The sequence below is a fragment of the Stenotrophomonas sp. 89682_Sma genome (assembly GCF_056481405.1).
Map to the genome: position 1 here is coordinate 4320022 of NZ_CM151147.1, position 21634 is coordinate 4341655.

The following is a 21634-nucleotide window of genomic DNA, read 5'->3' on the forward strand; positions in this document are numbered from 1 at the left end:
CCCACTTCACTTCACCGCCGCCCGGTTTTGGCGATAATCCGCCCGATGCCCTGCCCGGCCCCGAGGGCGTGGCCACCGATTCCCGCTGTCGCCCCTTCCGGAGAACCGGTCGGGTCCAGCCTCCTGCCGGATCCGTCGACGCATGCGAACGCTGTCTCCCCGCCTCAACCTGGGCAAGCTGATCCTCGCCCTGGCCCTGCTCAGTGCCATCATCGCGCTGGCCAACACCCTGCTGGCCAGCTACCGGGTGCAGCGCGACCAGCTGGTCGGCAATACCCTGGAAGCCAACCGCGTCTACGCCACCAAGCTGGCCGAGACCACCCAGAACTTCCTGCTGGCTGCCCAGCAGGAACTGGCCTACGCCGCCACCCGGCTCGGCCAGGGCAATCTCGATCCGGCGCAGGCCCAGGACGAAGCCAGCCGCCTGCAGCTGCAGACCAACAGCTTCAACTCTTCGCTGGTGGTGGATGCCGACGGCCTGGTGATCGCCACCTCGCCGCAGACCCTGCAGCTGCAGGGCGAAGTGCTGCACAGCGTCGGCAACAACGCCGCACTGGCCGCGCGCCAGCCGATGATCAGCGACCCGTACCAGTCGGCCACCGGCAAGCTGCTGGTTTCGCTGTCACACCCGATCTTCGACCGCCAGGGCCGCTATCGCGGCTACGTCAGCGGCACCCTGTACCTGCGCCAGCGCAGCGCGCTGCACACGCTTCTGGGCAAGCACTACTACCGTGATGGTTCCTACCTGTACGTGGTCGACCGTCATGGTCGCCTGCTGTACCACGCCGATGGCAAACGGGTGGGCGACTACGTGGTCGGCAACCCCGCGGTGAAGGCCGTGGTGCGTGGCGAGCGCGGCGCGCAGCAGGTGCGTAACAACCTGGGCGTGTCGATGCTGGCCGGCTACGCGCCGGTGGCGGCCACCGGCTGGGGCATCATCGCCCAGCGCCCGACCGAGGCCACGCTGCAGCCGCTGTCGCGGTTGATGACCGCAGTGATCTGGAACGCGATTCCGCTGGGCCTGCTGTCGCTGCTGATCACCTGGTGGTTCGCCCGTCGCATCTCGATGCCGCTGTGGCAGCTCGCACGCAACGTGCAGGGTGGCGAAGACACCGGCAACGCGATCAACCACGTCAGCGGCATCCGCGCGTGGTACTTCGAGGTCGCCCAGCTGAAGCAGGCGGTACTGCACAGCTTCAATGCGCTGCAGGACCGCATCGGCACGCTCAACCGCGCCAGCCGCACCGATCCACTGACCGGCCTGCTCAACCGCCGTGGCCTGCAGCAGGCGCTGGATGCCCTGCAGATACAGGGCATCCCGTTCGCGATCCTGGCACTGGACATCGATCGCTTCAAATCGATCAACGACAACCATGGCCATGATGTCGGCGACGCCGCCATCGTCCATATCGCCGACCAGATGCGCCGCTACTCGCGCGACAGCGACATCCTCTGCCGCGCCGGAGGCGAGGAGTTCCTGCTGCTGTTGCCGGGCATCAGCGCCGAGTCAGCGCGACAGGCTGGCGAGCGTCTGCGCCAGCAGATTGCCGACCAGCCGTTTGCACCGGTCGGCACCATCACCGTTTCGCTGGGCGTGGCCCATTTCCCAAGCTTCCACATCGACGCCGAGCAGGCCCTGCGGCTGGCCGACAAGGCGCTGTACCTGGCCAAGGAACAGGGCCGCAACCGGGTGGTGGTCTACCCCTACGCCGATTGACGCGGAGCCGGGCTGGCCGGCTCCACGGTGATCGTCAGCCCTGCTCCAGCGGGGTCAGCAGGCGCAGGCCGCGCTTGGCGCCGTCCACCATGTAGATGCCGCCCTCGGGCAGCAGGTCGCTGCCGGCCTGCTCGATCGCATCTGCCTTCCGCCACGGCACGGCCTGCCGCGGGCCCGGAATGAAGGCACGCCAGCGGCCATAGCGCTCCGCTCCATTGGGATCATCGTTCAGGCCGAAATTCACCGGTATGCGTACCGTCCAGCTGTCGCGGGTGCTGGCTTCGCCGGTGGTCGGTGGCTTGAACGTCCACTTGCGGGCACTGCTGACGGCGGCCCTGGCCAGGATCTCGCGCATCTTGGCAAGGGTGCGCTCGCGTCCGACCACGGTCATGTTCACCTGCTCGGCGACGACATCGGCCACCGTGCCGTCACGCGCGATCCTGACCACCAGCAGCACTTCACCCTGCCCACCGCTCCGATAGACCTCTTCCGGATAGCGCGGGGGAGTCATGCGCCCTTGGGTCACCGAATCGGTGGCCTTCTCATCGTACTCGCTGAAATTGACGCTGGTCATGCTGACTTCGTAGCCACCATCGGCCATGGCCTTGCCGCGCAGGCGCACCCGCAATGGCGCACGTGCCGCCACCGCCTTGCCATCGCGCAGGGTGGGTTCGAAGCGCCAGCCACCGATGGTGCCCTCCACGAAGGACGCGATGCTCGGAGACAGCATCGACTTCTGGTCCAGTACCAGTGAACTGACCGCGCCCTCGGGCGTGACCTCGATATGGCCAGAGAGCACCATGCTCATCTCCGCGGTGGCACGCACCGCGCGCGTGGTCTGTGCGCTGGCATCGCCAGCAAGCAGGGGAGCGCCGGCACCGACGGCCAACGCGAGAGCGAGGAACAGGGGGCGACGCATCATTGCCGGATCCTTGGTGATGAGTGCCGAGCGTAGCGCAGTCTTCACATCCGGGACAGTCCGGCCTGGCTACGCCAACCGGTGCGCGCCAGCATAGGGCGGTGTATCCGGATAGTCACCGCGGGCAAAGCGCTCCTGCAGGCCCTGCCACCACGCCGGATCGAACAGATGCCGGTAGTGCTCGCGGACCGCGGCCAGTTCAACCGCCGGCAGGCCCATGAACGGGCCGAAGCGTTCGGGGAACACATCTCGCGGCCCCACATGGAACCAGGGTTCGTCAGCCAGTGCTTCCTCCGGTGTGCGCGGCTGCGGCCAGGCGCGGAACACGCAGTCGCTGACCAGGCACAGTTCGTCGTAGTCGTAGAACACGGCCCGGCCGTGCCGCGACACACCGAAGTTCTTCGGCAGCATGTCACCGGGGAAGATGTTGTTGCGTGCCATGTCGGTGATCGCCTGCGCGTAGTCGAGCACCGCTGCACGTACCGCCTCTCCGCCCTGCTCGCGCAGGTACAGGTTCAATGGACGGAAACGGCGCTGCACGTAGCACAGTGCGATCTCCACCTCGTCGCCATCGACGCGCACGCTCTGTGCACACTGCTGCAGCAGTTCGTCCAGCAGTGCAGGAGCGAAGCGGTCGCGCGGGAAGCGCAGGTGGCGATAGGGCTGTGCGTCAAGCAGGCGGCCGACGCGATCGAGGTTGAACACCAGCGCGTACTTCTCTTCCACCTGCTGCCGCGACATCGCCTTGGGCCATGCGAAACGGTCGCGGATCAACTTGAACACCAGTGGATAGCTGGGCAGGGTGAACACCGTCATGACCATGCCCGGCGTGCCTTCGGCATGCACCAGCCGCTCCTGCGGATGCTCGTTGAAGTGGCGGAAGAAGGTGCGGTAGCGCTCGGTCTTGCCCTGCTTGGCGCGGCCCAGCACGGTATAGATCTCATCAATGGGCTTGCCCGGCAGCAGACTGCGCAGGAACACCACCGCATCGCCGACCGTGGCCAGGTTGGCCTGGAAATAGCTGCGCGATACGCCGAACAGGTGGGCCACGTCCCGGCGCCGGGTCAGCACCGCATCGGCGCGCAGGCCACGATCGTCGTTGACCAGCGCGATCACGCACGGCGAAAACCGATGCTCGCCGAACACGCGGCCGACCAGATAGGCGCGGCGCTCACGATAGAACACGGTGTCGAGCAGCTCGATGCTGCGCACCGGTGTATCGCCCCAATGGGCAAGGTCATCCTGCAGGCGCACCGCTATGGCTGCCGCACAGCGCAGCTGATGTACGTATGGAATGTCGAAGCGGTAGTCGGCCAGCACCCGCTGCAGCGCCTCCACCGGCCGCGTCGGCGAGACCGCGTAGGTGTGGCGCGCGACCGGATGGGTGATGGCATCGGAGGGCTCCACGTCGAATGCGATGAACTCCAGCGCCGGATCCACGCCGCGGGTGGCGAACATGCGCCGCGACAACGTGTTGTAGAAGGTCTTGTACAGCTCGGCGTCGATCAGCCCCTGCAGCAGCGCGCTGTACTGCGCATGCACCTGCAGCCAGAGCACGCGTTCGCCGATCGCCTCGCCGGCAAGGCGGCGCAGTGCATCCATCTGCTCGGCCACGCACAGGTCGTACAGCGCAATGCGCTCGACCGCATCCTGCCGGGCACCGGCCCAGTCGCGCTGCTCGAAGCGCTGCCGCGCACGGGCGGTCACGCCTGCGAATCGAGCGTGGTAATCCTCGAAGCCATCGCGGATGGCCACCGCGATGCGCGGTGCCAGCTCGGCAGCAATGTGAGGCTCGGACATGCAGGGCTCACCCGGTGGGACCGGCTTCACCATACGCTGGCGTGGGGTGGCTTGTGTAGAGTCGAGCCATGCTCGGCTGATCCAGGCAGAAGCAGCCGAGCATGGCTCGGCTCTACAGTTGCAAAGAGCAGTCGGGCGGGCTCGACTCTACCGAAGCCAATGGCTCAGATCGCCAGTTCGGCCTCCACGTCCTGCACCTTGCGCCGGGCCAGCGCCAGGTTGGACTTGGTACGGTCCAGCACGATGTAGAAGAACAAGCCCTTCTTCTTCGCCACCGGGCGCATGATGTGGTACGCCTTGCCCAGCGAGATCAGGATGTCCTCGATGCTGTCGTTGAGATTCAGCGATGCGGCAGTCTTCATCTTGGCGCGGATCACTTCGGTGTTGCCGGCGGCGGCCACTTCCATGTCCATGCCGGCACCGGCCTCGCCCAGCAACATGCCGCTTTCGTAGTCGACCAGCGCCACTGCCTGCGCGCCGTCGATGCCCATCAGTGCGTTCAACGATTCATTCAATCCAGCCACGTCGCACCCCTTGTCGATGTTGGTTCGAGCCCCTCGTTCCCCTGCGGCCGGGCTCACGATCCGCCGAGTTCAGCCAGGATCGCCTGGCCACATTCCCTGCTCTGCCACAGCACCTGGCCGATCACGCTGCGCTGGTCGCAGGCCGCCATCAGCAGCAGCGGCGCGCGCCCTTCGGCCTGGATCGCCAGCATCAGCACCTTGCCGCCCGCGGCCTCCAGCATCAGCGTCTGCAGATCACCCAGCACCAGTTCGCGCCCCACCGCTGCGGCCAGCGCCAGCATCGCGCTGGTCATCGCTGCCAGGCGTTCACCACGCCCTTCGGCACCGGCACTGACCAGCGCGAAGCCATCGACACTGGCCAGCACCACAGTGCGTACGCCTTCCACCCGCTGCCGCAGGTCCTGCAGCAGCGGCCGCAGGCGCTCACGCTGGCCGGCATCGGGCAGTACCGCCACCTGCCCGTCAGCCATGCGCGACCACCAGTGCGTGCGCTTCCATCTCGCCCATCAATACATCCATCAGCAGCAATCCCTGTTCGCGGTCGCGGGCATCCACTGCCAGCAAAGGCAGCGGTTGATCATCGAGGCTGGCGCGTGCAGCCCAGTCATCCAGCGCGGCGTGCGGCGCCTGGTCGAGATGGGTGACCGCCACCACCAGTGCCAATGACGATGCAAACGGCCGCAGCACCTGCAGGTAATCCTCCAGTTCGGCAACCACGCCCGCGCGCCGCGCATCCAGCAGCAGCACGGCGCCGCGGGCGCCCTGCAGCAGGATCGGCCAGAGGAAATCGAAACGCTGCTGGCCCGGCGTGCCGTACAGGCGCAGGCGCTCGCCGTTGGGCAGGTCGATATCGGCATAGTCCAGAGCCACGGTGGTGGACGCCTTGTCGGCACCGACGCGGTCACTGTTGGCCACATCGGTATCGATCACCGCCCCGGCCGCGATGCTGCGCACCAGGGTCGATTTGCCACTGCCCATGCCACCGAGCACCACCACCTTGTGCTCACGCATTGCGCTCGCTCCCGCGCAGGTGCCGCCACAGGCGGGCGAGCAGGCCGTTGTCGGTCGCGCCGGCCGCACGCGCCGTTACCGGTGCCGCGGCGGATGCCTGCAGCTGCGCGTAGCCGCACAGGTAGGCGGCATGGATGAAGTCGCGCACGGCAGCGGCCGGCAGCTCGAGCAGCATCGCGCACTCGTCCACCGTGCACGCGCGCTTGAGCAGCAGCGAGCACAGCCGGAAGCCATCGTGGTCATGGCCCAGCACACGGAAGTCGGGCCAGCGCAGCAGCTTCACCGAAGCACCGCGCAGGCGCTCGTCCAGCGCCTGCCAATGGCGACTGCGCTGTGCCCACTGCCATAGCAGGGGTCGCAGCGGCTGGCGTGGCCGATCAGCGGCCAGCGCCTGCAGGCGCGCCGGCGTGAGCGCATCCAGCTGCAGGCGTTCGAAGGCATCGGCCAGGCGTTCGACCAGCGCGGCGGCAGGCTCCTGCAGCAGCACGGCCTGGTCGTGTTCCAGGTCCATCAGCAGTACCGGCTCGCCGGCATCGCAGAGCAGGGCCTGGCCCTGGCGCAGCGGCAGCCGCTCGCGCAGAAGGCGGGTGATGGCGTGTGCACCATCGGCCAGGCGGATCGGTGCGGGTGCGTGCATGGCCAGGGGCTCCATTGCCAACTGCATCCCGCGCAGGGCGCGGCCGATGGCACCGTCATCAAGTACGTCCTGGTGGCCATCGCCGTTGCGCAGCTGGCCCCCCAGATCCTCGATCCAGCACTGCATTCGCGGGCGTTGCTGGCGCATGCGCTGGGCCGCGTTGCGCAGCGCCGGCGTATCGCGGATGACCAGCAGGTCGCAGTCGTCCAGGTCCTGGCTGCGACGGATCTGGCCATCAGGCAGGGCCGAGGCCAGGCGCAGACGCTGCAGCAGGGCCTGTTCGCCCTGGATGTCGGTTCCCACTACCAGCACGCGTGCCATCGGTGTTCCCCGTGCGACCACCTCCCCGGTGGTCTCGCGTCGCCAAGGCTAGGGTATCGCTGGAGGCAACCGTCGTGATCGATTGCTCAGATTGAATGCGACTGCAACCCCGCGCCGATCCATTCTGCGACCGCCATCGCGGGCAAGTTTCATGCCCCGTTGACGGCATTCCGACAGCCGGCCGATGTCACGGTTCTGACCCCGGAGGCAAAAAGAAACCCGCGCCGGGGCGCGGGTTCCAGTGTCACGACCGAACGGCGATGGATCAGCCGCGCAGCTGCTCCAGCGCGGCGTTGAAGGTCGCGCTCGGGCGCATCGCCTTGCTCGCCTTGGCCAGGTCCGGGCGGTAGTAGCCGCCGATGTCCACGGCCTTGCCCTGCACCGCGATCAGCTCGTCGACGATCTTCTGCTCGTTGTCGGTCAGCGCCTTGGCCAGCGGTGCGAAGCGTGCCTTCAGTGCAGCATCTTCGTCCTGTGCGGCCAGGGCCTGGGCCCAGTACAGCGCGATGTAGAAGTGGCTGCCACGGTTGTCGATGCCACCCAGCTTGCGCGACGGCGACTTGTCGTTGTCCAGGAACTGCCCGTTGGCTTCGTCCAGCGCCTTGGCCAGCACACGGGCGGCGGCGTTGTCGTAGCGGTTGCCCAGGTGTTCCAGCGACGCAGCCAGGGCCAGGAACTCACCCAGCGAATCCCAGCGCAGGTAGTCCTCTTCAACGAACTGCTGCACGTGCTTCGGGGCCGAACCACCGGCACCGGTCTCGAACAGGCCACCACCGGCCATCAGCGGCACGATCGACAGCATCTTGGCGCTGGTGCCCAGCTCCATGATCGGGAACAGGTCGGTCAGGTAGTCGCGCAACACGTTGCCGGTCACCGAGATGGTGTCCTCGCCCTTGCGGATGCGGTCCAGCGAGAACGCGGTGGCTTCCACCGGCGGCAGGATGCGGATGTCCAGGCCGGCGGTGTCGTGGTCCTTCAGGTACTGCTCGACCTTGGCGATGACCTGCGCGTCGTGGGCGCGGGCGGCGTCCAGCCAGAACACGGCCGGGGTGCTGCTCAGGCGGGCGCGTTCGACGGCCAGCTTCACCCAGTCCTGGATCGGCGCGTCCTTGGTCTGGCACATGCGCCAGATGTCACCGGCTTCCACCGCGTGTTCGAACACCACGTTGCCGGCATCGTCGGTGACCTTGACCACGCCGTCGGCAGCGATCTGGAAGGTCTTGTCGTGCGAACCGTATTCTTCGGCCTTCTGCGCCATCAGGCCGACATTCGGCACCGAGCCCATGGTGGCCGGGTCGAAGGCGCCGTGCGCCTTGCAGTCGTCGATGACGGCCTGGTACACGCCGGCGTAGCAGCGGTCCGGAATGACCGCCTTGGTGTCCTGCAGCTTGCCTTCGGCGTTCCACATCTTGCCGGAGTCGCGGATCATCGCCGGCATCGAGGCGTCGACGATCACGTCGCTCGGCACGTGCAGGTTGGTGATGCCCTTGTCCGAATTGACCATGGCCACGCCCGGACGCTGCGCGTACTCGGCGGCCAGGTCGGCTTCGATCGCGGCGCGGGTGGCTTCCGGCAGCGACGGCAGTCGCGCGGCCAGGTCACCGATGCCGTTGTTGGCATCGAAACCGGCCTGCTTGAGCACGTCGGCGTGCTTGGCCAGCACGTCCTTGTAGAACTCGTTGACCGCCACGCCGAACATGATCGGGTCGGAGACCTTCATCATGGTCGCCTTCAGGTGCAGCGAGAACAGCACGCCCTGGGCCTTGGCATCGGCGATCTGCTCACCGATGAACGCGGCCAGTGCCTTGCGGCTCATCACCGCGGCATCGACGATCTCGCCGGCCTTGACCGCGGTCTTTTCCTTCAGCACGACGGCGCTGCCGTCCTTGCCGTGGAATGTGATCTTCAGCGAACCGGCATTGGCCAGGGTGGCCGACTTCTCGCTGCCGTAGAAATCGCCGGCGGCCATGTGCGCGACGTGCGACTTCGAATCCGACGCCCAGGCGCCCATGCGATGCGGGTGCTTGCGCGCGTAGTTCTTCACCGACAGCGGTGCGCGGCGGTCGGAGTTGCCTTCGCGCAGCACCGGGTTCACTGCACTGCCCTTGACCTTGTCGTAGCGCGCCTTGTAGTCGCGCTGCTGGTCGTCAGCCGGGGTTTCCGGGTAATCCGGCAGTGGGTAACCCTGGTCCTGCAGTTCCTTGATGGCCGCCTTCAGCTGCGGCACCGAAGCGGAGATGTTCGGCAGCTTGATGATGTTGGCGTCCGGGGTGGTCGCCAGCTGGCCCAGCTCGGCCAGGTCGTCGCTGACCTTCTGTGCATCGGACAGCAGTTCCGGGAACTGCGACAGGATGCGGCCGGACAGCGAGATGTCACGGGTTTCCACCACGATGCCGGCAGTGGCGGTGTAGGCGTCGACGATCGGCAGCAGCGACTGGGTCGCCAGGAACGGTGCTTCGTCGGTCAGCGTGTAGAGGATCTTGGACATGGGGGACTTGGACTCTGTAGCAGTGCTCAGGGGAAGGCCGGCGCCAGCGCCGGGCCACGTGCAACCGTGTCGCTTTCCCCCGTCGCCGTCAGGGTGGGCGCGCGGCGGGGAAACCCCTGCATTGTCGCGTTTTCAGCCGCGCGGGGCAAAGCCGCGCCATACGCGACGGTACTGCACGGCGGCAACGCTGTGATCCATCCACGCATGGCGTGGATCTACGCAGACGCCACCGTCAACAGATCCACGCCATGCGTGGATGAAACCCAGCCCCAGCATCGGTAGATCCACGCCACACGTGGATGAAGCCCGGCCCCAGCATCGATAGATCCACGCCACGCGTGGATGAAGCCAACCATCGCCCAATAAAAAAGGACGCAGCCTCGCGGCTGCGTCCATCGTGAGTCCTGTCGGGAGAGAGTCGGCAGGACTTACTTGACCTCGAACTCCTGCGGCGTTCCGGCCGCCTTGCCATCGACCATGACCTCGGCGCGGTACTTGCCGGCCGGCCAGCCCTTTGCATTCTTGAACGTGATGTTGGTGGTCTCCGCGCCGCTGGCATTCAGGGTCGCGGTCTGTTCGCCGGCCACCTGGCCGTCCTGGAAGGTCAGCTTGGCGCCGACATTGATGTTGTTGGCAGCGCCATCGGTCTTGACCGAGACGATGACGTCATCCTTCGGCGAGAACAGTGCCGCCGGGGCGACCGACTTGTCGGCGGCAGCGGTCTTGCCCACGGTGACGGTTGAAACGCTGACCGCAGCAGCTTCCGCCATCGGCGGCGGTGCACCGGTCATCGGCGCCGGCGCTGCCGGCTCGGCCGGAGCCGTGGCAGCCGGAGCGGCGTTGGTGTCTGTCGACTCTTCCTTCTTCTTGCAACCGACCAGGGCGACGCTGCCCAGCAGGGCGGCGATCAGGGCGGTCTGGAGCGGGGTGGTCTTGATCATTCGGGGTTCCTCCCAGGGATTGTCGGACGGCGTTCGATCGCCGGTTTACTTCGGCGGCAGCTTCAGGGTCTGGCCCGGGAAAATCTTGTCCGGGTCGTCAAGCACATCGCGGTTGGCTTCGAAGATCTTCTTCCAGGCGTTGGCGTCGCCCAGATGCTGCTTGGCGATCTTCGACAGCGAGTCGCCCTTCTGCACGGTGTAGGTGCCGCCACTGACGATCTCGGCGGTGCTGTCCACCGAAGCGCTGACGCCGGAGAAGTCCGCCTTCGGCACCTGCTCGGCGGTACTGTCGACGCTGGCACTGACGCCGGAGAAATCGGCTTTCTTCTCGGTACTCATCCACAACTCCCGTCTGCATGACTACGTGGCTCGCACGGTGCCATGGCGGTTGTTAAACGGGGATGGTGCAGATGTGAAGCCGCCCCGGGGGGCGTCTGAACAATCGGGAGAGCCGGCCGCTGGCCGGCTGCCCTTGCCCTGGAAGCGGGTTCCTTGCGGTTGCCGGCCAGCGGCCGGCACTACCGGTAACCGCCTGCGGCGGCTACTGGCGCAGTTCGCGGTAGGTCGCGGCCGGGGCGGCGATGCCGGGGCTGGCGCGCCACGGGTTGATGTCCAGGCCTCCGCGGCGGGTATAGCGCGCCTCCACTTCCAGCCACTGCGGCTGGCAGCGCGCAGACACCTCGCTGAAGATCCGCTCAACGCACTGCTCGTGGAACTCGGCGTGTTCGCGGTAGCTGACCAGATAGCGCAGCAGGCCGGCACGATCGATCTTCGGCCCGCGGTAACGCAGGCTGACCGTGGCCCAGTCCGGCTGGCCAGTGACCGGGCAGTTGGACTTCAGCAGTGCCGAGACCAGGGTCTCCTCCACCACCTCATCGGCATTGGCCGAGAGGAAGTCCGCCTGCGGCGGGCCGTAGCAGTCGATCTCCAGTTCCAGCCCGTCGATGGACTCGCCGAGCGGCGTCTCGCGCAGGCCCGGCAGGCCGAACTCGACCTGGACCGGCGCACCGGCACAATCCGACAGATCCGCCGCGATGCGCGCGCGCAGTGCCTCGGCGCTGGCGATGCGGGTGCTGTTGAGGGAGTTGAGGTACAGCTTGAACGACTTCGATTCGATCAGCCGCGGCGAGGTGCACGGCACCTGCACGGTGGCGACGGCGACCTGCGGCTTGCCACGTGGGTCGAGCCAGCTCAGCTCGAAGGCGTGCCAGCGGTCGTGGCCGACGAACGGCAGCGCGCTGGCGTCGAGGCCGATCTCGGCGCGGGCGCCGCTGCGCGGGATGGGAAACAGCAGGCCGGGATCGTACTGCGACGGGTAACTGACCTCGCGACCGAGGCTGGAATCCTGTGGGGTGTTCATGGTGGGCATTGTATCGCGCGGAGGGCGGGCCTTCGGCCGGGCCGGCCAACGGCGGAGCCCCTCCGTAGTGGTTGTGTTGGTTGGTCGCGAAAGGCGGTCTATCGGCTTGGCCGGGAGGGCAGGCGGGTCGGGGGACGCCGTAAACCCGTCCCTGGGGGCTTGGCCGCGGCATCCATGCCGCGGACACCCCCGCCCCACCTGCCCTCCCGACCCCTGACAATTCTCTGCACGCGGCTACCACCACGGGAAAGATCAGAAAATCAAAATCAAAATCAAAATCAAAAACCGATCCTTCAGACGTTCATGACGTCCGCCGTGTCGACCAAGGTCGACACCCACCAAAGCAGGATGTCGTTCCGGCAGCCCGCGGGAAGCTGTCGAAGGCGGGGTGGGTCCGGTTGAGGGGGTGTCCGCGGCATGGATGCCGCGGCCAAGCCCCCAAGGACGGGTTTACGGCGTCCCCCTCAACCGGACCCACCCCGCCATCCCACGGAATGCCCGCTTTTGACGTTGCCGTTGCTTCGGCGGGTGCAGGGCTGCAAGCCCTGCCGGAAACCCTCAGCCAGCAGGAGTGCCTGCACCGTGCAGGTAATCCAGGCTCACCTGCAGCAACGCCCTCAATCCCACATCCAGCGCCTTCTCATCCAGCAGGAACTTCGGCGAATGGTTGGCCGGCGCCGTCGCCGGGTCGATGCCCACCCTGGTCGAACCCACGAAGAAGAACATGCCCGGCACTTCCTTCGCGTACAGCGAGAAATCCTCCGCGCCCATCTGCAACGGCGGCTCGTACACGTTGTCCTTGCCCACCACCGCCTGCAGGCTCGGCAGCATCTTCGCGGTCAGCGCCGGGTCGTTCACCGTGGCCGGGTTGCCTTCCGATTCGTAGATGTCGGTGACCGCCTTCGCACCGTGCGCAGCCGCCGTGTGTTCGGCCACGTTGCGCAAGTCGGCGAAGATCTGCTGGCGCATGCCCTCGTCGAAGGTGCGGATGGTGCCGACCATCTCCACTTCATCGGGAATGATGTTGTAACGGATGCCCCCGTTGATCGCACCGAAGGTCAGCACCGCCGGTTGCTTGGACAGGTTGGCGCGGCGGCTGACGATGGTCTGCGCGGTACCGACCAGATCAGCGGTGGCCACAATCGGGTCGACACCGTTCCACGGCGCGGAGCCATGCGTCTGGCGACCGATCACCTTGATCCCGAAACGATCCGAGGCGGCCATCAATGGGCCACCGCGCACCGCGATCTGGCCGGCCTGCACGCTGGAGAACACATGCAGTCCAAACACCGCCTCCGGCTTGAAGTCGGCGAACAGGCCTTCCTTCAGCATCAGCGCGGCACCGCCCTCTTCCGGCGGCGGTGCGCCTTCCTCGGCCGGCTGGAAGATCAGCATCACCTGGCCCGGCAGGTCCTTCTTCATCGACACCAGCGCTTCGGCCACGCCGAGCAGGGTGGCAGTGTGCGCGTCATGGCCGCAGGCATGCATCACGCCCACGGTCTGCCCGCGGTACTGGTCGGTCGCCTTCGAGGCGAACGGCAGGCCGGTCTGCTCAGTCACCGGCAACGCGTCCATGTCCGCGCGCAACGCGATCTTCGGGCCGGGCTTGCCGCCTTCGATGATCGCCACCACGCCGTGGTGGGCGATGCCGGTCTTCGGCTTCAGGCCCATCGCACGCAGGCGCTTGGCGACCTCGGCCGATGTGCGCACCTCGCGGTTGGACAACTCCGGATGCTGATGGAAGTCCCGGCGCCATTCGACCACCTTGGCCTGCAGCCGCTGCGCGGCGGCGGTCACTTCCGGGCGCTGCCCTTCCTGGGCGTGGGCAACGGCCGGCAGGGCCAGCAGCAGGGCGGACAGCAGCAGCGAACGGCGCATCGCAATCTCCACGGCAAGGGGTTCCAGCTGAATGTAGGGCAACACCGGCGCCACGGGAACCTCCCGCGTGGGATCCGGTCTTAGCGCCCGTCCCATCCGTCATGCAGGAAACGTGATGTGGCACAGGTATGCTTTGCGCATTGCCGCCGGCGTCCCGCCCGGTCCAGCCCTCTCGGAGTCCTCGTAATGTCACGTGTTTGGAAGATCGTGCTGCTGGTCGTGGCGGTTCTGGTGCTGGCCGTGGTCGGCCTGCGCGTCATCGGCGGAGGCAAGGACAAGGCTGGAAAGCCGGCGGCGGGCGCGCGCCAGGGTGGCGAAGACCCGGATGCCGGCCCGGTGCCGGTCACCGTGGTCGAGGCCACGCGCCAGGACGTACCGGTATATGCCAGCGCGCTGGGCACGGTGACCGCGATGAACACCGTCACCGTCAGCCCGCAGGTCGGTGGCCAGTTGATGAGCCTGAACTTCCGCGAAGGCCAGGAAGTGAAGAAGGGCGACGTGCTGGCAGTGATCGATCCACGCACCGCCCAGGCGAGCTACGACCAGGCCGCAGCGGCCAAGCGCCAGAACGAGGCGCTGCTGGCCACCGCGCGTTCCAACTACCAGCGCTCGAACGCGCCGGAGTATCGCCAGTTCGTCGCCAAGACCGATCTGGATACACAACGAAACCAAGTGGCACAGTACGAGAGCGCAGTCGCGGCGAACGAAGCCAGCATGCGCTCGGCGCAGGTGCAGCTGCAGTACACCAGGGTCACCGCGCCGATCACCGGTATCGCCGGCATCCGCGCGGTCGACGCCGGCAACGTGGTCAACGCCGGCACCGCCCTGGTCACGCTGACCCAGATCCACCCGATCCATGTACTGTTCAACCTGCCCGAACGCCAGCTCGGCGACGTGCGCCAGGCGCAGGCCGCCGGCGCGGTGCCGGTGGCGGCACTGGACCGCGCCGACTCGCACGTGCTGTCCGGCGACGGCAAGCTGGACGTGGTCGACAACCTGATCAGTGCCGACAGCGGCACCTTCAAGGCGCGCGCGCTGTTCGACAACACCGACAACGGCCTGTGGCCGGGCCAGTTCGTCAACGTGCGCATGCAGCTGCGCACGATTGCCGGCGGCGTGGTCATTCCGACCCAGGCCGTGCTGCGTGGGCCGGATGGCGAGTACGTCTACGTCGTGCAGGGCGACAACACGGTGAAGATGCAGACCGTGCGCAGCGGCGTGGAAGTGGGCGACAGCCAGGTGCAGATCGCCGAAGGCCTGAAGGGCGGCGAGCGGGTGGTCAGTGAAGGCCAGTTCCGCCTGAAGCCGGGCAGCAAGGTCACCGCACTGAAGCCGGGCGAAACCCCGGCCGCACCGACCGAGGCCGAGCTGAAGGCGGCCGAACAGAAGAACGGTGGCGGCGGTGGCCGTCGCGGTGGCGGTCCGCGCTGAGCGCTGGCCACGGTTCTCCCTCGCGCCGGCGGACCCGCCGGCGCCGACATTGAAGTGCCAGCAAGGATCAGTCCGTGGGCTTTTCGACGATCTTCATCCGCCGCCCGATTGCTACCTCGCTGTTGATGGCGGGCCTGTTGCTGCTGGGCATCCTCGGTTACCGCAAGCTGCCGGTGTCGGCGCTGCCGGAAATCGATGCGCCCAGCCTGGTGGTCACCACCCAGTACCCCGGCGCAAACGCCACCACCATGGCCTCGCTGGTCACGACGCCACTGGAGCGCCAGTTCGGCCAGATCTCCGGGCTGGAACTGATGACATCGGACTCGTCGGCTGGCTTGTCCACGATCATCCTGCAGTTCTCGATGGACCGCGACATCGACATCGCCGCGCAGGACGTGCAGGCGGCGATCCGCCAGGCCACCCTGCCCTCGTCGCTGCCCTACCAGCCGGTCTACAACCGGGTGAACCCGGCCGACGCGGCCATCGTCACCCTGAAACTGACCTCCGACACGCGCCCGCTGCGCGACGTCAACAATTACGCCGACTCGATCCTGGCCCAGCGCCTGTCGCAGGTGCAGGGCGTCGGCCTGGTCTCGATTGCCGGCAACGTGCGCCCGGCCGTGCGCATCCAGGTCAATCCGGCGCAGCTGTCGAACATGGGCCTGACCCTGGAACAGCTGCGCAGCGCGCTCACCCAGGCCAACGTCAATGCGCCCAAGGGCTCGTTGAACGGCAAGACGCAGTCCTACAGCATCGGCACCAACGACCAGCTGGCCAGCGCCGCCGAGTACCGCGACACCATCATCAGCTACAAGAACGGCCGCCCGGTGCGGCTGTCCGACGTGGCCGAGGTGGTCGACGGCGTGGAGAACGACCAGCTGGCGGCCTGGGCCGATGGCAAGCCGGCGGTGCTGCTGGAAGTGCGCCGCCAGCCGGGCGCCAACATCGTGCAGACCGTCGAGCGCATCCGCGCGATCCTGCCGCAGCTGCAGGGCGTGCTGCCGGCCGACGTGCACCTGGAGATCTTCAACGACCGCACCGAGACCATCCGCGCCTCGGTGCATGAAGTGCAGTTCACCCTGATCCTCACCATCGGGCTGGTGGTGGCGGTGATCTTCGTGTTCCTGCGCCGGCTGTGGGCCACGATCATTCCTTCGGTGGCGGTACCGCTGTCGCTGGCCGGCACCTTCGCGGTGATGGCCTTTGCCGGCATGTCGCTGGACAACCTGTCGCTGATGGCGCTGGTGGTGGCCACCGGCTTCGTGGTCGACGATGCGATCGTGATGATCGAGAACATCGTGCGTTACATCGAGCAGGGCAAGAGTGGCAAGGAAGCGGCCGAGATCGGCGCACGCCAGATCGGCTTCACCGTGCTGTCGCTGACGGTCTCGCTGGTGGCGGTGTTCCTGCCGCTGTTGCTGATGCCCGGCGTCACCGGCCGCCTGTTCCACGAATTCGCGTGGGTGCTGAGCATCGCGGTGGTGCTGTCGATGCTGATCTCGCTGACGCTCACCCCGATGATGTGCGCCTACCTGCTCAAGCCCGACGCCCTGCCCGAGGGTGAGGACGCGCACGAACGCGCGGCCGCCGCCGGCAAGCAGAACCTGTGGACGCGCACCGTGGGCCTGTACGAGCACAGCCTGGACTGGGTGCTGGGCCACCAGCGCCTGACCCTGGCCGTGGCCGGTGGCGCGCTGGTACTGACCGTGCTGCTGTACGTGCTGATTCCCAAGGGGCTGCTGCCCGAACAGGACACCGGCCTGATCACCGGCGTGGTGCAGGCCGACCAGAACATCGCCTTCCCGCAGATGGAGCAGCGCACCAAGCAGGTCGCCGAAGCACTGCGGCACGATCCGGATGTGACCGGCGTATCGGCCTTCATCGGCGCTGGCAGCATGAACCCCACGCTCAACCAGGGCCAGCTGTCGATCGTGCTGAAGGAACGCAGCCAGCGCGACGGCCTTGATGAGATCCTGCCGCGCCTGCAGAAGGCGGTGGCCGGCATTCCGGGCGTGGCCCTGTACCTGAAACCGGTGCAGGACGTGACCCTGGATACCCGCGTGGCCGCCACCGAGTACCAGTACTCGCTGTCGGACGTGGACAGCGCCGAAGTGGCCAAGCAGGCCACGCGCCTGACCGAAGCGCTGCGCAAGCGCCCGGAGCTGGCCGACGTCGACAACAACCTGTCCAACCAGGGCCGCGCGCTTGAGCTGAACATCGACCGCGACAAGGCCAGCGTGCTGGGCGTACCGATGCAGACCATCGACGACACGCTCTACGATGCGTTTGGACAGCGCCAGATCTCGACCATCTTCACCGAGCTCAACCAGTACCGCGTGGTGCTGGAAGTGGCACCGGAGTTCCGCACCAGCACTGCGCTGATGGAACAGCTGGCCGTCGCCTCCAACGGCGCCGGCGCGCTGACCGGTACCAACGCCACCAGCTTCGGCCAGGTCACCTCGTCCAACTCGTCCACCGCCACCGGCATCGGCGCGCAGAACACCGGCATCACCGTCGGCGCCGGCAACATCATCCCGCTGTCGGCGCTGGCCGAAGGCAAGGTCAGCAGCGCACCGCTGGTGGTCAGCCACCAGCAGCAGCTGCCGGCGGTGACCGTGTCGTTCAACGTGGCGCCGGGCTATTCGCTGTCCGAAGCGGTGCGTGCGATCCAGGAAACCAAGGACAGCCTGGACATGCCCACCCACCTGCATGCCGAGTTCATCGGCAAGGCCGCCGAGTTCACCGGCAGCCAGACCGACGTGGTGTGGCTGCTGCTGGCCTCGCTGGTGGTGATCTACATCGTGCTGGGCGTGCTCTACGAGAGCTACATCCACCCGATCACGATCATCTCCACGCTGCCACCGGCCGGTGTCGGCGCGCTGCTGGCGCTGATGCTGTGCGGCCTGAGCCTGTCGGTGGATGGCATCGTGGGCATCGTGCTGCTGATCGGCATCGTCAAGAAGAACGGCATCATGATGGTGGACTTCGCGATCGAGGCGCGCCGCGCCGGAGCCAACGCGCACGAGGCGATCCGCCGGGCCTGCCTGCTCCGCTTCCGCCCGATCATGATGACCACCGCCGCGGCCATGCTCGGTGCGCTGCCACTGGCGCTCGGCACCGGCATCGGCTCGGAACTGCGCCGCCCGCTGGGTATCGCCATCGTCGGCGGCCTGCTGCTGTCGCAGCTGGTGACGCTGTACACCACGCCGGTGATCTACCTGTACATGGAGCGCTTCTCCGAGTGGCTGGCGCGCCGCCGCGAACAGCGCGCGCTGCGCAATGGTTCGCTGCAGGAGCCGCAGGCATGATCCACGCCCCGCTGCTGCGGGGGGCCGCACGATGAACCTGTCCGGCCCCTTCATCCGCCGCCCGATCGGCACCGCCCTGCTGGCCATCGGCCTGTTCATGGTCGGCCTGATCTGCTACCTGCGCCTGGGCGTATCGGCGCTGCCGAACATCGAGATCCCGGTGATCTTCGTGCATGCCAGCCAGTCCGGCGCCGATGCGGCGACCATGGCGTCCACGGTCACCGCGCCGCTGGAACGCCACCTCGGCCAGCTGCCGGGCATCGACCGCATGCGCTCGTCGAGCTCGGAAGGCAGCTCGCTGGTGTTCATGATCTTCCAGAGTGGCCACAACATCGATTCGGCCGCGCTGGACGTGCAGACCGCGATCAACTCGGCGCAAGCCGACCTGCCTTCGGGCATGGGCTCGCCGATGTACCAGAAGGCGAACCCGAACGACGACCCGGTCATCGCCATCGCGCTGACCTCGCAGACGCAGTCGGCCGACGAGCTGTACAACGTGGCCGACTCACTGTTGGCGCAGCGCATCCGCCAGATCAGCGGCGTTGCCTCGGTCGACATTGCCGGCGCCTCCACGCCGGCAGTGCGCGTGGACGTCAACCTGCGCCTGATGAACGCGCTCGGCCTGACCGCCGATGACCTGCGCAACGCGGTGCGCGCGGCCAACGTGACTTCGCCCACCGGCTTCCTCAGCGATGGCAACACCACCACCGCGATCATCGCCAACGATTCGGTGGCACGCGCCGCCGACTTCGCCGATCTGGTGGTCAAGACCCAGGGCGATGGCCGGGTGATCCGCCTCAAGGACATCGCCAACGTCTACGACGGCCAGCAGGACGCTTACCAGGCGGCCTGGTTCGACCACAAGCCGGCGGTGGTGATGTACGTGTTCACCCGTGCCGGCGCCAACATCGTGGAGACCGTGGACCGGGTCAAGGCACAGATCCCGACCCTGCGCGACTACCTGCAGCCGGGCACCACGATGACGCCGTACTTCGACCGTACGCCGACCATCCGCTCCTCGCTGCATGAAGTGCAGATCACCCTGCTGATCAGCCTGGCGATGGTGGTGCTGACCATGGCGCTGTTCCTGCGCCGGCTGGCACCGACGCTGATCGCCGCGGTGACCGTGCCGCTGTCACTGGCCGGTGCCGCGCTGGTGATGTACGTGATGGGCTTCACCCTGAACAACCTGAGCCTGCTGGCGCTGGTGATCGCGATTGGTTTTGTGGTCGACGATGCGATCGTGGTGATCGAGAACATCATGCGCCACCTCGACGAGGGCATGCCGCGCATGCAGGCCGCGTTGACCGGCGCGCGCGAGATCGGTTTCACCATCGTCTCGATCACCGCCTCGCTGGTGGCGGTGTTCATCCCGCTGCTGTTCGCCAGCGGCATGATGGGCGCGTTCTTCCGCGAGTTCACCGTCACCCTGGTGGCGGCGATCGTGGTGTCGATGATCGTCTCGCTGACGCTGACCCCGGCGCTGTGCAGCCGCTTCCTCAGCGCCCATGACCACGCTGCGCCGCCGTCGCGCTTCGGCCGCTGGCTCGATGCCGGCCACGAACGCATGCTGCGCATCTACACGGTGTTCCTCGATTTCTCGCTGCGCCACGCGCTGCTGATGTCGCTCACCCCGCTGATCCTGATCGGCGTCACCGTTTTCCTGTTCGGCGCGGTGAAGAAGGGCGCGTTCCCGCCGCAGGACACCGGCCTGATCTGGGGCCGGGCCAACTCCAGCGCCACCGTGTCGTTCGAGGACATGGTCGCACGCCAGCGCCGCATCACCGACATGCTGATGGCCGACCCCGCGGTGAAGACCGTGGGCGTGCGCCTGGGCAGTGGCCGCCAGGGCTCCAGCGCACAGTTCAACATCGAGCTGAAGTCGCGCAGCGACGGCCGTCGCGAAACCACCGCACATGCGTTGGCACGCCTCAGTGCCAAGGCCGACCGCTACCCCGACCTGCAGCTTCGCCTGCGCGCGATCCAGGATCTTCCCAGCAACGATGGCGGTGGTTCCAGCCAGGGCGCGCAGTACCGCATTTCGCTGCAGGGCAACGACCTGGCATCGCTTCAGGAATGGCTGCCAAAGCTGCAGGCGGAATTGAAGAAGAACCCGAAGCTGCGTGACGTCGGCACCGACGTGGACAACGCCGGCCTGCGCCAGAACATCCAGATCGACCGCGCCAAGGCCGCACGCTTGGGCATCACCGTCGGCGCCATCGATGGCGCGCTGTACGGTGCGTTCGGCCAGCGCCAGATCTCTACCATCTATTCGGACATCAACCAGTACAGCGTGGTGGTCAATGCCCTGCCGTCGCAGACCGCCACGCCGGCGGCGCTGGACGAAGTGTACGTGCGTGCGCGCAACGGTGACATGGTGCCGATTACCGCGGTGGCGACCCAGGTGCCGGGCTTGGCGCCGTCGCAGATCACCCATGAAAACCAGTACACGACGATGGACCTGAGCTACAACCTGGCGCCGGACGTGAGCATGGGTGAAGCCAAGGCGATCATCGATGCCACCGTAGCCGGCATGCGCATGCCGGGCGACATCCGCCTGGCCGATGACGCCGGCTTCGGCTTCAACTCCGACCCCAGCGACATGCTGATCCTGGTGTTTGCCGCGATCCTGACCGTGTACCTGGTGCTGGGCATGCTCTACGAGAGCCTGATCCACCCGGTCACCATCCTGTCCACGCTGCCGGCGGCGGGCGTGGGCGCGCTGCTGGCGCTGTTCGGCACCAACACCGAGCTGTCGGTGATCTCGATGATCGCGCTGGTGCTGCTGATCGGCATCGTCAAGAAGAACGCGATCATGATGATCGACTTCGCGCTGGTGGCGCAGCGCGAGCATGGGCTGGCGCCGCGCGATGCCGCGCGCGAGGCCAGCATCGTGCGCTTCCGCCCGATCATGATGACCACGATGGTGGCGATCCTGGCGGCGGTGCCGCTGGCGATCGGCCTGGGCGAAGGGTCCGAGCTGCGGCGTCCGCTGGGCATCGCGATGATCGGCGGCCTGCTGTTCTCGCAGAGCCTGACCCTGCTCAGCACGCCGGCGCTGTACGTGATCTTCTCCTGCCTGGCCGAACGCTGGCGGGCACGTCGCGCACGCAAGCGCGAAGCGAAGCTGCTCAAGCGCGCGCAGCGGGCCTAGAAAGGCCCATCCACGCATGGCGTGGATCTACGGGGGTAGAGGCGGCCGCTGGCCGGCTTTCTCCGTACGGCGAATCTGCCGGCCAGCGGCCGGCACTACCGTGGATGCGAATGGTGGGTACGGACCGTGGATGCGGACCATTGGT

At 67.1% G+C, this 21634-nt stretch carries 14 protein-coding genes and 1 pseudogene; 4 read left to right on the forward strand and 11 right to left on the reverse strand.

Going from position 1 to position 21634, the window contains the following annotated elements; all coding sequences use genetic code 11:
- The first annotated feature begins 142 nt into the window (after positions 1–142).
- Complete coding sequence (locus tag ACZK29_RS19935; protein WP_164146990.1) at positions 143–1717, forward strand: sensor domain-containing diguanylate cyclase; 1575 nt, start codon at positions 143–145, stop codon at positions 1715–1717.
- Between the two features lie 34 nt (positions 1718–1751).
- Here the strand turns inward: ACZK29_RS19935 and ACZK29_RS19940 are convergent, their stop codons facing one another.
- The 11 genes and pseudogenes from ACZK29_RS19940 to ACZK29_RS19990 form a co-directional block, all read right to left on the reverse strand.
- The gene (locus ACZK29_RS19940) at positions 1752–2639 is read right to left on the reverse strand and encodes an energy transducer TonB (RefSeq protein ID WP_295549283.1); all 888 of its coding nucleotides are present in this window, start codon (positions 2637–2639) and stop codon (positions 1752–1754) included.
- Between the two features lie 66 nt (positions 2640–2705).
- Positions 2706–4373: pseudogene (aceK, locus tag ACZK29_RS19945) on the reverse strand (bifunctional isocitrate dehydrogenase kinase/phosphatase); the annotation flags it as partial.
- A gap of 227 nt (positions 4374–4600) precedes the next feature.
- The gene (locus tag ACZK29_RS19950; RefSeq protein WP_005419760.1) at positions 4601–4960 is read right to left on the reverse strand and encodes a hypothetical protein; all 360 of its coding nucleotides are present in this window, start codon (positions 4958–4960) and stop codon (positions 4601–4603) included.
- 53 nt (positions 4961–5013) lie between these two features.
- On the reverse strand, positions 5014–5430 hold the full coding sequence (locus ACZK29_RS19955) for a roadblock/LC7 domain-containing protein (RefSeq protein WP_164146986.1): 417 nt from the start codon (positions 5428–5430) through the stop codon (positions 5014–5016).
- Positions 5423–5971 (reverse strand): GTP-binding protein, encoded by a 549-nt coding sequence (locus tag ACZK29_RS19960; protein WP_164146985.1) that lies wholly within the window; start codon positions 5969–5971, stop codon positions 5423–5425. The genes ACZK29_RS19955 and ACZK29_RS19960 overlap by 8 nt, the downstream gene beginning before the upstream one ends.
- Positions 5964–6929, reverse strand: a complete 966-nt coding sequence (locus ACZK29_RS19965) for a hypothetical protein (RefSeq protein ID WP_164146984.1) — start codon at positions 6927–6929, stop codon at positions 5964–5966. Before ACZK29_RS19965 ends, ACZK29_RS19960 begins: the two co-directional genes overlap by 8 nt.
- 265 nt (positions 6930–7194) lie before the next feature.
- Positions 7195–9417: an NADP-dependent isocitrate dehydrogenase gene (locus ACZK29_RS19970; RefSeq protein WP_478446394.1), complete on the reverse strand. Its 2223-nt coding sequence runs from the start codon at positions 9415–9417 to the stop codon at positions 7195–7197.
- A gap of 428 nt (positions 9418–9845) precedes the next feature.
- Positions 9846–10358, reverse strand: coding sequence for a hypothetical protein (locus tag ACZK29_RS19975; RefSeq protein ID WP_478446395.1), 513 nt, complete (start codon positions 10356–10358; stop codon positions 9846–9848).
- 45 nt (positions 10359–10403) lie between these two features.
- Entirely contained in the window at positions 10404–10697 is a 294-nt protein-coding gene (locus tag ACZK29_RS19980; protein WP_005411287.1) for a LysM peptidoglycan-binding domain-containing protein, read from the reverse strand.
- 202 nt (positions 10698–10899) lie between these two features.
- The gene (queF, locus tag ACZK29_RS19985; RefSeq protein WP_478446396.1) at positions 10900–11718 is read right to left on the reverse strand and encodes an NADPH-dependent 7-cyano-7-deazaguanine reductase QueF; all 819 of its coding nucleotides are present in this window, start codon (positions 11716–11718) and stop codon (positions 10900–10902) included.
- Positions 11719–12276: 558 nt separating this feature from the next.
- Positions 12277–13596 (reverse strand): M20 family metallopeptidase, encoded by a 1320-nt coding sequence (locus ACZK29_RS19990; RefSeq protein WP_478446397.1) that lies wholly within the window; start codon positions 13594–13596, stop codon positions 12277–12279.
- A gap of 186 nt (positions 13597–13782) precedes the next feature.
- Here ACZK29_RS19990 and ACZK29_RS19995 point away from each other — a divergent pair, with 186 nt between their 5' ends.
- The 3 genes from ACZK29_RS19995 (at position 13783) to ACZK29_RS20005 (ending at position 21489) form a co-directional block, all read left to right on the forward strand.
- On the forward strand, positions 13783–15027 hold the full coding sequence (locus ACZK29_RS19995; protein WP_164147414.1) for an efflux RND transporter periplasmic adaptor subunit: 1245 nt from the start codon (positions 13783–13785) through the stop codon (positions 15025–15027).
- A gap of 74 nt (positions 15028–15101) precedes the next feature.
- Entirely contained in the window at positions 15102–18335 is a 3234-nt protein-coding gene (locus tag ACZK29_RS20000; protein WP_111113242.1) for an efflux RND transporter permease subunit, read from the forward strand.
- A 31-nt stretch (positions 18336–18366) separates the two neighbouring features.
- Positions 18367–21489: an efflux RND transporter permease subunit gene (locus tag ACZK29_RS20005; RefSeq protein ID WP_478446398.1), complete on the forward strand. Its 3123-nt coding sequence runs from the start codon at positions 18367–18369 to the stop codon at positions 21487–21489.
- The last annotated feature ends 145 nt before the right edge of the window (positions 21490–21634 follow it).